The 12,686-nt window shown below is 71.2% G+C and carries 10 protein-coding genes; 7 read left to right on the top strand and 3 right to left on the bottom strand.

The window, feature by feature from the left end; genetic code table 11:
- Positions 1-67: 67 nt before the first annotated feature.
- The 3 genes from IM725_RS04935 (at position 68) to IM725_RS04925 (ending at position 3,859) form a co-directional block, all read left to right on the top strand.
- Positions 68-775: a response regulator gene (locus IM725_RS04935; RefSeq protein ID WP_193779465.1), complete on the top strand. Its 708-nt coding sequence runs from the start codon at positions 68-70 to the stop codon at positions 773-775.
- A 112-nt stretch (positions 776-887) separates the two neighbouring features.
- A complete protein-coding gene (locus IM725_RS04930) occupies positions 888-2,108 on the top strand; it encodes a cytochrome-c peroxidase (RefSeq protein WP_193779464.1) in 1,221 nt (406 codons plus the stop codon).
- A gap of 38 nt (positions 2,109-2,146) precedes the next feature.
- Complete coding sequence (locus IM725_RS04925) at positions 2,147-3,859, top strand: ClcB-like voltage-gated chloride channel protein (RefSeq protein ID WP_193779463.1); 1,713 nt, start codon at positions 2,147-2,149, stop codon at positions 3,857-3,859.
- 15 nt (positions 3,860-3,874) lie between these two features.
- Here IM725_RS04925 and IM725_RS04920 read toward each other — a convergent pair whose 3' ends face one another.
- From IM725_RS04920 to IM725_RS04910, 3 genes are read right to left on the bottom strand one after another with little or no spacing between them, the layout of a single operon-like run.
- Positions 3,875-4,318: an OsmC family protein gene (locus tag IM725_RS04920; protein ID WP_193779462.1), complete on the bottom strand. Its 444-nt coding sequence runs from the start codon at positions 4,316-4,318 to the stop codon at positions 3,875-3,877.
- A gap of 31 nt (positions 4,319-4,349) precedes the next feature.
- Positions 4,350-6,017 carry a bifunctional protein tyrosine phosphatase family protein/NAD(P)/FAD-dependent oxidoreductase gene (locus tag IM725_RS04915; protein WP_193779461.1) on the bottom strand — a complete coding sequence of 556 codons (1,668 nt, stop codon included), beginning with the start codon at positions 6,015-6,017 and terminating at the stop codon, positions 4,350-4,352.
- Between the two features lie 44 nt (positions 6,018-6,061).
- Complete coding sequence (locus tag IM725_RS04910; RefSeq protein WP_193779460.1) at positions 6,062-6,946, bottom strand: MBL fold metallo-hydrolase; 885 nt, start codon at positions 6,944-6,946, stop codon at positions 6,062-6,064.
- Between the two features lie 201 nt (positions 6,947-7,147).
- Between IM725_RS04910 and IM725_RS04905 the strand changes: the two genes are divergently transcribed.
- The 4 genes from IM725_RS04905 to IM725_RS04890 all read left to right on the top strand — a co-directional run.
- Positions 7,148-8,452, top strand: a complete 1,305-nt coding sequence (locus IM725_RS04905) for a sigma-54 interaction domain-containing protein (RefSeq protein ID WP_193779459.1) — start codon at positions 7,148-7,150, stop codon at positions 8,450-8,452.
- Between the two features lie 90 nt (positions 8,453-8,542).
- Complete coding sequence (gene gloA, locus IM725_RS04900) at positions 8,543-9,079, top strand: lactoylglutathione lyase (RefSeq protein WP_193779458.1); 537 nt, start codon at positions 8,543-8,545, stop codon at positions 9,077-9,079.
- 161 nt (positions 9,080-9,240) lie between these two features.
- The gene (dusA, locus tag IM725_RS04895) at positions 9,241-10,242 is read left to right on the top strand and encodes a tRNA dihydrouridine(20/20a) synthase DusA (RefSeq protein ID WP_227753592.1); all 1,002 of its coding nucleotides are present in this window, start codon (positions 9,241-9,243) and stop codon (positions 10,240-10,242) included.
- Positions 10,243-10,380: 138 nt separating this feature from the next.
- A partial coding sequence (locus IM725_RS04890) for a bifunctional salicylyl-CoA 5-hydroxylase/oxidoreductase (protein ID WP_193779457.1) occupies positions 10,381-12,686 on the top strand: 2,306 nt, incomplete at its 3' end.

Genomic DNA, 12,686 nt, shown 5'->3' with positions numbered 1-12,686 from the left:
AAGGCCGGGAACGCCACTGACATCCGGACGCGAACTCGGAGGAGGCTGCCGGAACAATGCGCTTTCCATGGCAGAACCCGCCGCCGCGGCGCCGCGCCACATCCTCATCGTCGAGGATGACACGCGCCTCGCCACGCTGCTCTCCCGATTCCTCTGCGAACACGGCTTCACCGCCGACATCGTGGGCAACGGCCTGCAGGTCGAGCCCGAGGTGCGGCGTGCCGAGCCCGCGCTGGTCCTGCTGGACCTGCTGATGCCCGGCATGGACGGCATCGAGGTCTGCCAGCAGCTGCGGCGTTTCTCCTCCGTGCCCATCATCGTGCTCAGCGCGCGCACCGAGGAGATCGACCGCCTGCTCGCGCTGGAGATGGGCGCCGACGACTTCGTCGCCAAACCCTACAGCCCGCGCGAACTGCTGGCCCGCATCAAGGCGCTGCTGCGCCGCGTCGAGGGGCGGCTGGGAACGCCCACCGCGACGCACGGCTTCCGCATCGACGAGGCGGCGCAGCGCATCGCCTGGGAGGACAGCTGGCTGCCGCTCACCCCGGCCGAGTACCGGCTGCTGCGCAAGCTGATCTCGCGCCCGGGCCAGGTGTTCCGCCGCGCCGACCTCAACGAGAGCGAGGAAGGACAGGCCGGCGACCGGGTGGTGGACAGCCATGTGAAGAACCTGCGCCGCAAGATCGCCCAGGTGCGGCCGCAGGGCAGCGCCATCGTGTCGGTGTACGGCCTGGGCTACCGCTTCGATCCGCAGTCGGCCCAGGACGCGTCCTGAGGCGGCCCGCCGTCCCACGCCCAGGTGGGAATGCGCCTACCGATTTCCTCCACGATTCCTCCACAGTCGGTTTCCACAATGCGCGGCTTTCGCACATTGGAGATCACTGCCCATGGCCGAGCCATTCCTTCGCCGCCGCCGCGCGTCATTCGCCGCCTGTGCCGCTGCCGTCTTCCTTGCCGCCTGTGGCGGCGGGGGCGGCGACGGCACGCCGAGCGCTGCCGCTCCCGGCGGTGCCGGCGCTGCGGCCGCGACGCCGCAGGTGGCACTGTCCTCCTCGGCCTCGCAGTTCCTGAACCTCGACATCGCCCAGGTGCTGGACTATGCACCGCACCTGCCACCCTTCTACGATGCCGGCGTCGCGGCCCTGGACAACACGCCCGCCGACAACGCCCTGGACAACAAAGTGGCCACGCTGGGCCGGGTCATCTTCCATGACGTCCGCCTCAGCGTGGGGGACAACGTGGCCTGCGCGACCTGCCACCAGGCGGCCAACGACTTCGCCGACAGCAAGCGCTTCTCGGTCGGCTTCGACGGGTCGGTGGGCACCCGCCATGCCCCCCGCCTGGCCAACCTGCGCTACTGGAAGCCCGGCAACATGTTCTGGGACCGCCGCGCCCCCACCCTGGAGGCCCAGTCCACCCTGCCGGTGCAGAACCCGGTCGAGATGGGTTTCGACGTCGCCCACGGCGGCATGCCCATCGTGCTCGACAAGATGACCCGCCAGCCCTACTACCCGGAGCTGTTCAGCTTCGCGTTTGGCGATCCGCAGATCACCGAGGCCCGGGTGCAGAAAGCGCTGGCGCAGTACATGCGCGCCATGGTCTCCACCGGCAGCCGCTGGGACGATGGCTACGCGCAGACCTTCGACCCCAGCCTGCCGGACAAGGGCCTGGACAAGCCCGTGCCCACGCTCACCGCGCAGGAAGACCGCGGCCGCCACCTGTTCATGGCCCTGCCCAGCGCCGGTGGCCTGGCCTGCGCGGTGTGCCACGTGCCGCCGACCTTCGCGCTCGCCGCCAACTCGCTGGGCAACGGCCTGGACGCCGGCGAGACCACCGTGTTCAAGGCCCCCTCGCTGAAGAACGTGGGCCGCTCCACCAACTTCATGCACGACGGCCGCTTCACCACGCTGGAGGAGGTGGTGGACCACTACGCCAGCGGCGTGCAGGACGGGCCCGCGCTGGACCCCCGCCTGAAGGGGCCGGACGGCAAGCCGCGGGTGCGCACCATCACGCCCGACGACAAGGCCGCCCTGGTGGCCTTCCTGAAGACCCTGTCGGACCCGGTGCTCTCGGCCGACCCGCGCTTCGCCGACCCGTTCCGCCATTGAGCGCGGGCAGGGGGGGCGGGCGGCTAGACTCGGCCCCCATGCCCCGCTTGCGCGACATCCTGACCCAGGCCCTGGAATGGACCCGCCCCAGCGATGGCCAGCGCATGCTGCTGTGGGCGGCGCTGGTGGGCGTGGGCGGGGCGCTGGCGACCCTGGCCTTCCGGGAGGGCCTGGTGGCCCTGGAGGGATGGCTGTACGGCACCCGCGAGGGCCTGGTGCAGGCGGCCATCGGCCTGGTCTGGTGGCAGCGCCTGCTGGTGCCCGCCGTCGGTGGCCTGCTGGCCGGTGGGGTGCTCCTGCTGGCCCAGCGCCTGCCGCAGGGCGAGGGCCGCGACGGCGACTACATGGAAGCGGTGGTGCTGGGGCGGGGTCGCCTGGGCACGCGGCACTCGCTGCTGCGGGCGCTGTCCTCGGCCTGCTCGGTGGTCAGCGGCGGCGCCATAGGCCGCGAGGGGCCCATGGTGCAGCTGGCGGCGCTGGCCGGCTCCTGGGCCGGCCATTGGCGCGACCTGCCCCTGCCGCGGCGCAGGCTGCTGGTGGCCTGCGGCGCGGCTGCGGGCCTGACCACGGCCTACAACGCGCCGGTCGCCGGCGCGCTGTTCATCGCCGAGATCGTGCTGCAGTCGCTGGCCACGGACACGCTGGCGCCCCTGCTGGTCGCCGCGGTGATGGCCGAAGTGACGCTGGCGGTGGCCGGCCATGCCACCCCGCTGTACCTGGTGCGGGACGTGCCAACCGTGGGCGCGAGCGCCACGCTGGCCTGCGCAGTCCTGGGGCTGCTGGCGGGGCTGGCGGCACCCGTCTACCTGGGGCTGCTGGACGCGGCCAAGGCGCTGTTCGCCCGCTGGCACGCGCCCCTGCCCCTGCAGCTCGCGGCGGGCGGCCTGGTGGTGGGGGCGCTGTCCATCCGCGCACCGCAGGTCTGGGGCAACGGTTTCTCGGTCGTCAGCAGCATGCTGGTCAGCCCCTGGACCTGGCAGGCGCTGCTGGCCGTGCTCGTGTTCAAGCTGCTGGCCGTGGCGGCGACCACGGGCTCCGGCGCGGTGGGCGGCATCTTCACGCCCACGCTGTTCATGGGGGCCGTCGCCGGCGCGCTGTTCGGCCTGGCCATGCAGGCCGTGGCGCCGGGCCTGCTGCCGCTGCCGGCGGCGATCGCCATCGGCATGGGGGCCCTGCTGGCGGCCAGCACGCACGCGCCGCTGATGTCGGTGCTGATGATCTTCGAGATGACGGCCGACTACGCCGTGGTCGTGCCCCTGATGCTGGCCTGCGTGCTGGCGTTCTCGGTGTCGCGCCTGCTGCGCCCGGCGTCCATCTATGCCACTTCGCGTGCGCGCGAGGCGGCGGTGGTGCCGCGCCTGGCCACCGCGGGCGCCCTGATGCGCCGCGAGAGCATGACCATCCAGCCGGGCCAGCCGGTGGCCGAGCTGGAGTCGCGCTTCCTGGCCGGCCGCTGGCGCCACACCTACGTGCTGGACGCGCAGGGACGCTTCCTGGGCGCGGTCGCCCTGCACGACTTCACCTCCTTCCTGAAGGCGCCGCACGATGCCGCCGCGCCCTGGCCGGCCGTCTTGCTGATCGCCGACTTCCCCCGCCTGCGCGAGGACATGCCCCTGTGGGAGGTGCTGGACGCCTTCACCCGCCACCCGGGCGAGCGCCTGCCCGTGGTCGACGGGCGCGGCCGGCTGCAGGGCCACGTGGCCAAGACCGACCTGGTGCTGATGCTGCGCGAGCAGCTTGCGGTGGGCTGAGCCGCGGCCTGGGCGTCAGGCGGGCGGCGCCACCCGCACCACGGCCTCCAGCTCGCAGGGCGCGAGCAGCGACTGGGTCACCAGGCAGGCCCGCTTGCTCTTGGCCAGCGAGGCCTCGGCCAGGGCCTGCGAGGCCGCATCCTCGACCTCGAGCGCGGCGCTGATCTCGAAGTGCGTGAAGCGCGTCACGCCGTCGGTCCGGTCCAGCGTGGCCTGCACGTCCACCTCGAGGTCGCGCCAGGCGAGCCTGGAGGCCCGGGCGACCGCACGGAAGGTGAGGGCGAAGCAGTCGGCCACGGCGGCCGACAGCAGGGTTTCAGGCGACCAGTGGCCGGGCGGCCCGTCGAACTCGGGCGGGGCCGAGGTCTGCAGTTCGGGCAGGCCTTCCGAACGGACGGGCACCAGGCCCTGGTCGGTGCAACGGGCGCTGACGCTGTAGCGGTGGGGGAGGGGATGCATGGATGTCCTTGGGGTTTGATACGCGGTCGGGTCAGCCGGCCATCTCGGGCTGGACCAGCCATTCCCGACCCTTGAGCATGCCCTGCCAGTACAGGGGCGGCATCAGCCGCTCCTTCAGGTACCACGCCAGGCGGGATGGGCGCCGGCCGTCGATGAGCCATTGCGGGAACGTGGGGGCGACCTTGCCACCGTACAGGAACTCGGCGAGCACGATCTTCCCGCGCTCCACCGTGAGCGGGCAGGAGCCGTAGCCGTCGTAGCGCGCTTCGCCGCTGGCCTGGCCGCGCTGGGCGAGCAGGTTGTGCGCCACCACGGGCGCCTGCTTGCGCGCGGCCGCCGCGGTCTTGGCATTGGGGGTGCTGCCCGCATCCCCTAGGCCGAACACGTTCTCATACTTGCGGTGCCGCAGCGTCACCGGGTCCAGGTCGACCCAGCCGGCCGCATCGGCCAGCGGGCTGACGCGGACGAAGTCAGGCGCCTTTTGCGGCGGCACCACGTGCAGCATGTCGAATTCGCGCTTCACCAGCGAAGTCGACCCGTCGGCGCTGCCGACGCTGAAGGTGGCCGTGCGGGCGGGCCCGTCCACCGCGACCAGGTTCTGGCCGAACTGCAGGTGGATCCCGTAGGCCTTCACGTACTCCATCAGGGCGGGCACATAGTCCGCCACGCCGAACAGCGCAGCGCCAGCGTTGCAGAACTGGATGTCCACCGACTGCAAGTGCCCCGCGCGCCGCCAATGGTCGGCGGCGAGGTACATGGCTTTCTGCGGCGCGCCCGCGCACTTGATGGGCATGGGCGGCTGGGTGAACACGGCGCGTCCGCCGCGCAGGGATTCGACCAGTTGCCAGGTGTAGGGCGCCAGGTCATAGCGGTAGTTGGACGTGACGCCGTGGCGCCCCAGGGTTTCCGGGAGGCCCTGCACGGCCTGCCAGTCCAGCTTCAGCCCGGGGCAGACGACCAGCTGCCGGTAGCGCACGACCCGGCAGCCGTCCAAGATCACGCTGTTGCTTTCGGGTTCGAAGGCCGCCACCGCCGATTTGATCCACTTCACACCGCGGGGCAGGATGGAGGCCATGGTGCGCGCCGTGGCGGACGGCTCGAACACGCCGGCGCCCACCAGGGTCCAGCCGGGCTGGTAGTAGTGAATGTCGGCGGGGTCGATGATGGCGACGTCCAGGTCCCGCTCGCGCGCCAGCAGGCTGGCGGCGACCGAGATGCCGGCCGCGCCGCCCCCGATGATCACGACCTCGTGGCTGGCTTCGGCCACGTCCAGCGGCGTGCGGCCGCCATTGGCGATGCGCCGCGCCAGCCCGCGCAGGTCGAAGCCCGCCTGCGCCGCGCGTTCCAGCACCTGCGGAACCGGCAGCGTGGCCGACTGCCACAAGGCCCACATCGTGATCGAACGCATGCCGGTGCGGCAGTACGCGAACACCGGCTTCGGCAGTTCGGCCATGAGAGCGCCGAACTGCGTTCCCTGCGCGTCGGTCACCTTGCCCGACTCTGCCGGCAGGAAGCGCGTCGCCAGGCCCAGCGCCCGTGCGGCCTCTTCAATTTCGGCATGGCCCGCCTGGTCGGCGCCTTCGCCATCGGGCCGGTTGCAGATGAGCGCACGGAAGCCCAGGCGGGCCAGTTCGGCCACGTCCGCGGGCTTCAGTTGCGGTCCTATCGAAAGTTGCTCGTCGATGCGACGGATGTCCATGCCTGTCTCCTTGCTGCTGTGTCTGGGTTCCGGGCCCTGCAGTGCTACAGCACGTCCAGCGGGATCTTCAGGTAGCGCCGGCCATTCGGTGACGGCGGGGGAAGGTGACCGGCGCGCATATTCACCTGCACCGAGGGCAAGATCAGCACCGGCATCTCCAGCGACTTGTCGCGGGCCTCGCGCAAGGCCACGAACTGCTCCTCGCTGATGCCGTCGCGCACGTGGATGTTCGATTCACGCTCCTCGGCCACGGTGCTCACGTAGCGCAGCGCGCGCCCGGCGGGGCGGTAGTCGTGGCACATGTAGAGCCTGGCCTGCGGCGGCAGGGCCAGCAGTCGATTGATGGAACGGTAGAGCGTGCGGGCATCGCCGCCGGGGAAGTCGCAGCGAGCCGTGCCGTAATCGGGCATGAAGAGCGTGTCGCCCACGAAGCAGGCGATGTCCTCGCCGTCCGCCACCACGTAGGCCATGCAGGCGGGTGTGTGGCCCGGCGTGTGCAGGGCCTTGCACTGCAGGCCACCGATGCTGAATTCCTCGTTGTCGGCGAACAGGTGGTCGAACTGGCTGCCGTCCCGCGCGAAGCCGGGCTCAGCGTCGAACAGGTCGCCGAACACGTCCTGCACCGTCGTGATGCCGGCCCCGATGGCCACGCGGCCGCCCAGGCGCTCCTTCAGCCAGGGCGCGGCGGAAAGGTGGTCGGCGTGGACGTGGGTCTCCAGGATCCAGTCGACCGTGGCACCGAGTTCGCGCACGCGCGCCAGCAGGCGGCTCGCGCCCTGCGTTCCCGTGCGGCCGGACTTTGGGTCGTAGTCGAGCACGCTGTCGACGATGGCGGCGCGCAGGCTCTCGCGGTCGAGGACGATGTAGCTCAAGGTCGACGTGGCCTCATCGAAGAAGGCCTCGACCTGCAGGCGGGACGTGGGGCTCATGCGGTTCTCCTTGCGGCCCTGGACGCAGGCCGGTGCAGCAGGGTCTATCAAGTCCCGTGCCCACGGGGTCGAATCACGCAACCGCTTGATTTTCATCATGTTTTTCAGGCCCGGCTGGATGCGATTCGGGCGCTCGACTGCCGCATATGGCAGTTTCTTGGCAGACATTGGCAGAACCTGCGCCCGGCGGCACAATGCGCCATGTCCGATCCCCACCCCCTGGCCGAAGGCCGGCTGGCCGCCCTGCTGTCGTACCTGGAACAGGAGACGCAACCGGTGATCGTCATGGACACCGGCTACACCATCCTGGGCGCGAACACCGCCTACCGGCGGCAGTTCGGGGCCCTGGCCGGCTCGGCGCTGGGCCGCAAGTGCTACCAGGTCTCGCACGGCTACGACCAGCCTTGCGACCTGTCGGGCGAGCACTGCCCGATGCGCCGCGCGCAGGAGCTCAAGGGCCCCGACCGCGTGCTGCACATCCACCACACGCCCCGCGGTCCGGAGCATGTGGACGTGGAGTTGCGTCCTGTGCTGGAAGGCAGCGACGTGGTCGCATTCGTGGAGCGCCTGTCCACGGTCCGCAGCGCCTCTGCGCAGGCAAGCGCCTCCGGCCTGGTCGGGCGGTCCCCAGCTTTCGTGGCCGCGCTGGCCGCGGTGCAACGGGTGGCGCCGTCGGACCTGCCGGTCCTGCTGCAGGGCGAGTCGGGCACCGGCAAGGAACTGTTCGCGCGTGCCGTGCACGAGGGGAGCGGCCGTGCTGGCGGCCCCTTCGTGGTCGTGGATTGCTCGGGACTGCCCGAATCCCTGTTCGAGAGCGAGCTGTTCGGCTACGAGAAAGGTGCCTTCACGGGCGCCCAGCAGCGCAAGCCCGGCCTGGTGGAAACGGCGGCCGGGGGCACCTTGTTCCTCGACGAGATCGGTGATGTGCCGCTGGCCATGCAGGTCAAGCTGCTGCGGCTGATCGAGAGCGGCAGCTTCCGCCGAGTCGGCGGGCTGGAGACGCGGCGAAGCGATTTCAGGCTGGTGGCCGCGACCCACAAGCCGCTGCGCGAGATGCTGCGCGATGGCAGCTTCCGCCAGGACCTGTACTACCGTATCAGCGCGTTTCCGATCCACCTGCCGGCCCTGCGCGAGCGCCGGGATGACCTGCCGATGCTGGTGGAATCCATCCTGGGACGCAGCGGCACCCCCTTGCGCATCGAGCCCGCGGCCATGGACCGCCTGCGGGCCTACGACTGGCCGGGCAATATCCGCGAACTGCGCAACGTGCTGGAAAGGGCGCGGCTGCTGGCCGATGGCGCGTCGGTGAGGCTGGAGCAGCTGCCTGCAGAACTGCTGGCTGCCGCGGTGCCGGGGACGGCCGGGCGGGGCCGTGCGCCGGATGACCTGGCGCTGCTGCGACGGGCCCAGGCGCACGACGGCAGCCGGGCGCAGCTCGCGGCCGAGCTGGGGATGAGCGAGCGCACCCTGTACCGCCGCCTGAAGGCGCTCGGGCTCGGGCGCTGACAAGGGCGGCCTGCGGAGCGGCGGCCGCCCTGCGAAGTGGGCAGGGCTTTGCCACAATCGCCCCCTTTGCCGAACGACAGAGGACCTGCCATGACTGAAATGCATCCCGGCGTCGCCGCCCAGCCGCCGGAAGCCACCCGGGGATTCCGCTTCAACCACAGCATGCTGCGCGTCAAGGACCCGGCGGTGTCGCTGGCCTTCTACACCCATGTGCTGGGCATGCGCGTGCTGCGCAAGCTGGACTTCGCGGAGATGAAGTTCTCGCTCTACTTCCTGGCCCGGCTGGAGCGCGAGGACGAGGCACCGGCCGACGCGGGCGAACGCATGGCCTGGACCTTCGGGCGCGAAGGCATCCTGGAACTCACCCACAACTGGGGCACCGAGAGCCAGCCCGACTTCAAGTACCACGACGGCAACGCCCAGCCGCAGGGCTTCGGCCACATCTGCTTCTCGGTCCCGGACCTCGCCGCCGCCGTGCGCTGGTTCGACGAGAACAAGGTCTCCTTCGTCAAGCGTCCCGAGCAGGGCAAGATGAAGAACGTCGCCTTCATCCGCGACCCCGACGGCTACTGGATCGAGGTCCTGCAGCCGGACCTGCTGCGCGGCCTGGGCCAGCCGGCGGCCTGAACGCCTGCGGCCGAGTTACCCACGGCGCCTGTGGGCGAGGCTGTGGACAGGCCTGGGTACAAGCCCGCAAAGCCGCGCCAGGACTGGGTTTGCGGGCGCTGCCCATCAAACAGGCAGCAGCACTTCCGTAGAATCCGGGCTGGACCTCCCCGCCGCGCCGCTTGACCACCGAAACCAACCCCTGGCGCCTCAGCATCGCCCCGATGCTGGACTGGACGGACCGGCACTGCCGGTTCTTCCATCGCCTGCTCAGCCGCCACGCCCGCCTCTACACCGAGATGGTGACCACGGGCGCGCTGCTGCATGGCAACGTGCCGCGGCACCTGGACTTCGACGCGGCCGAGCATCCGGTCGCGCTGCAGCTGGGCGGCAGCGACACCGCCGAGCTGGCCCACGCGGCGCGGCTGGGGCGGCAGTGGGGCTACGACGAGATCAACCTGAACTGCGGCTGCCCCAGCGAGCGCGTGCAACGCGGCGCCTTCGGGGCCTGCCTCATGGCCGAGCCGCAGCTGGTGGCCGACTGCGTGAAGGCCATGGTCGATGCGGTGGACATCCCGGTGACGGTCAAGCACCGCATCGGCATCGACCGGGTCGAGCGCTACGAGTTCGTGCGTGATTTCGTGGGCACGGTGGCCGAGGCCGGGTGCCGCGTCTTCATCGTCCACGCGCGCAACGCCTGGCTGCAGGGCCTGTCGCCCAAGGAAAACCGCGACGTGCCGCCGCTGCGCTACGAGCTGGTCTACCAGCTCAAGCGCGAGTTTCCGCAGCTCACCATCGCGATCAACGGCGGCTTCACGCACGAGGATGCCGTGCGCCAGGCGCTGGCCCATGTCGACGGCGTGATGGTCGGGCGCGAGGCGTACCACAACCCCTGGTCCATCGCGGCCTGGGACGCCGCCTTCTTCGGCGAGCCCGGCCCGGCCGCCGACCGCGATGCGGTCGAGGAGGCCATGGTGGCCTACATGGAACGCCAGCAGGCGCTGGGCACGGGCTGGTATGGCATCGCCCGCCACATGCTGGGCCTGCGCAATGGCCAGCCGGGGGCGAGGCGCTGGCGCCAGGCCTGGAGCGACCACCGCATGAAGGACCGCAGCGCCCGCGAGGTGTGGGCCGTCGCCCGCGCCGCCCTCGCGGGCCCCGCGCTGGACGTCCAGCCCGCCTGAACGGCCGGGCCGGGAAGGCGTTTCGCCGCGTCCCGGTCCGCCTCCCTCGCCCCCGGCCCCTGAGGCGCGCGCTGGCCCGCCGCGTGCAATTGCTTTAAACTTAAAATATCCAGGCTTGAGCGAACGGGGGCGTGCGCCATGAAGATCACCTGCATCGGGGGCGGCCCGGCCGGCCTGTACTTCGCGCTCCTGATGAAGCAGCAGGACCCGGCGCACGAGATCACCGTGGTCGAGCGCAACCGGGCGTACGACACCTTCGGCTGGGGCGTGGTCTTCTCCGACCAGACCCTGGGCCACCTGCGCGAGGCGGACGCGCCCACGGCCGAGGCCATCCTCTCGGCCTTCAACCACTGGGACGACATCGAGGTGCACATCCGTGGCGAGCGCATCCGCTCGGGCGGACACGGCTTCTGCGGCATAGGCCGCAAGCGCCTGCTCAACATCCTGCAGGCGCGTTGCGAGGCGCTGGGCGTGAGGCTGCAGTTCGAGACCGAGGTGCAGGACGACACGGCCTTCGCCGACAGCGACCTCATCATCGCCTGCGACGGGCTGAACAGCCGGGTGCGCACGCGCTACGCGGCCGCCTTCGAGCCGGACATCGACCTGCGCGACTGCCGCTTCGTGTGGCTGGGCACGCACAAGCGCTTCGACGCCTTCACCTTCGCGTTCGAGGAGACCCCGCACGGCTGGTTCCAGGCCCACGCCTACCAGTTCGACGGCGACACCTCGACCTTCATCGTCGAGGCGCCGGAGGCGGTGTGGCGGGCGGCCGGGCTCGCCGACATGGAGAAAGAAGCCTCGATCGCGTTCTGCGAGACGCTGTTCGCACGCCACCTGGACGGCCACCCGCTGATCTCCAACGCCACCCACCTGCGCGGCTCGGCCCAGTGGATACGCTTCCCGCGCGTGGTGTGCCGGCGCTGGGTGCACCACAACGGCCGCGCGCCCGTGGTGCTGATGGGCGACGCGGCCCACACCGCGCATTTCTCCATCGGCTCGGGCACCAAGCTGGCCCTGGAGGACGCGATCGAGCTGGCCCGCTGCATAGGCCGCGCCGGCGGGGACCTGGCCGGCGCCCTGCGGGCCTACGAGGCGGTGCGCAGCGTGGAGGTGCTGAAGATCCAGAACGCCGCGCGCAATTCCACCGAGTGGTTCGAGAACGTGGCTCGCTACGTGCACCTGCCGGCCCCGCAGTTCGCCTACTCGCTGCTCACGCGCAGCCAGCGCATCAGCCACGAGAACCTGCGCCTGCGCGACCGCGGCTACGTGGAGCGCTACGAGGACTGGCTGGCGGCCCGCGCCGGCCTGCGGCGCTCGCCCTCGCAGCAGCCCGTGCCGCCCATGTTCACCCCCTTCACGCTGCGCGGGGTCACGCTCGCCAACCGGGTGGTGGTGTCGCCCATGGCCCAGTATTCCTGCGTCGACGGGCTGCCTGCCGACTACCATCTGGCGCACCTGGGCGCGCGGGCGATGGGCGGAGCGGGGCTGGTCTTCGCGGAGATGACCTGCCCCTCGCCGGACGCCCGCATCACCCCCGGGTGCCCGGGCCTGTGGTGCGAGGCGCAGGCGGCCGGCTGGCAGCGCATCGTGGCGTTCGTGCATGCGAACACGGGCGCCAGGATCGCCCTGCAGCTGGGGCATGCCGGCCCCAAGGGGTCGACCTGCGTGCCCTGGGACGGCGAGGACCGGCCGCTGGCCTCGGGCAACTGGCCGCTGATCGCCGCTTCGCCGCAGCAGTACGTGGCGGGCGTGAGCGACCGGGCGCGGGCCATGACGCGCGACGACATGGACCGGGTGCTGGCCGATTTCGTGCGCAGCACGCGGCTGGCGGCGCAGGCCGGCTTCGACTGGCTGGAGCTGCATTGCGCGCACGGCTACCTGCTGTCCTCCTTCATCTCGCCGCTCACCAACCAGCGCACGGATGGCTACGGCGGCTCCCTGGAGATGCGGCTGCGTTATCCCCTGGAGGTGTTCCGCGCCATGCGCGAGGCCTGGCCGCCGCAGCTGCCGATGTCGGTGCGCATCTCGGCCCACGACTGGGTGGACGGTGGCACCACGCCCGACGACGCGGTGGCGGTGGCGCGGGCCTTCAAGGCCGCGGGCGCGGACATGATCGACTGCTCCTCCGGCCAGGTCAGCCAGCGCCAGAAGCCGGTGTACGGCCGCATGTACCAGACCCCCTTCGCCGACCGCATCCGCAACGAGGCCGGCATCGCCACCCTGGCCGTGGGCGCCATCTCCGAGGCCGACCACGTCAACAGCATCATCGCCGCCGGCCGCGCCGACCTGTGCGCGATCGGCAGGCCGCACCTGGCGAACCCGGCCTGGACGCTGGCCGAGGCGGCCCGCATCGGCTTTCGCGACGTGCCCTGGCCGCGGCAGTACCTCGCCGGCAAGCGCCAGCTCGAGCGCAACCTGGCGCGCGACACTGCGCAGGCCGGCCC

The sequence above is a fragment of the Ramlibacter aquaticus genome (genome assembly GCF_015159745.1).
GTDB lineage: Bacteria > Pseudomonadota > Gammaproteobacteria > Burkholderiales > Burkholderiaceae_C > Ramlibacter > Ramlibacter aquaticus.
The sequence above is the reverse complement of the archived record's forward strand: the minus strand, read 5'-3'. Positions and strand labels throughout refer to the sequence as shown.

What these genes read in the sequence shown, in the direction of transcription:
- gloA (WP_193779458.1), top strand. Translation starts at nt 8,543, where the DNA reads ATGACTGAAATGCATCCCGGCGTCGCCGCCCAGCCGCCGGAAGCCACC.
- IM725_RS04910 (WP_193779460.1), bottom strand. Translation starts at nt 6,946, where the DNA reads ATGAGCCCCACGTCCCGCCTGCAGGTCGAGGCCTTCTTCGATGAGGCC.
- IM725_RS04925 (WP_193779463.1), top strand. Translation starts at nt 2,147, where the DNA reads ATGCCCCGCTTGCGCGACATCCTGACCCAGGCCCTGGAATGGACCCGC.
- IM725_RS04920 (WP_193779462.1), bottom strand. Translation starts at nt 4,318, where the DNA reads ATGCATCCCCTCCCCCACCGCTACAGCGTCAGCGCCCGTTGCACCGAC.
- IM725_RS04905 (WP_193779459.1), top strand. Translation starts at nt 7,148, where the DNA reads ATGTCCGATCCCCACCCCCTGGCCGAAGGCCGGCTGGCCGCCCTGCTG.
- IM725_RS04935 (WP_193779465.1), top strand. Translation starts at nt 68, where the DNA reads ATGGCAGAACCCGCCGCCGCGGCGCCGCGCCACATCCTCATCGTCGAG.
- IM725_RS04930 (WP_193779464.1), top strand. Translation starts at nt 888, where the DNA reads ATGGCCGAGCCATTCCTTCGCCGCCGCCGCGCGTCATTCGCCGCCTGT.
- IM725_RS04915 (WP_193779461.1), bottom strand. Translation starts at nt 6,017, where the DNA reads ATGGACATCCGTCGCATCGACGAGCAACTTTCGATAGGACCGCAACTG.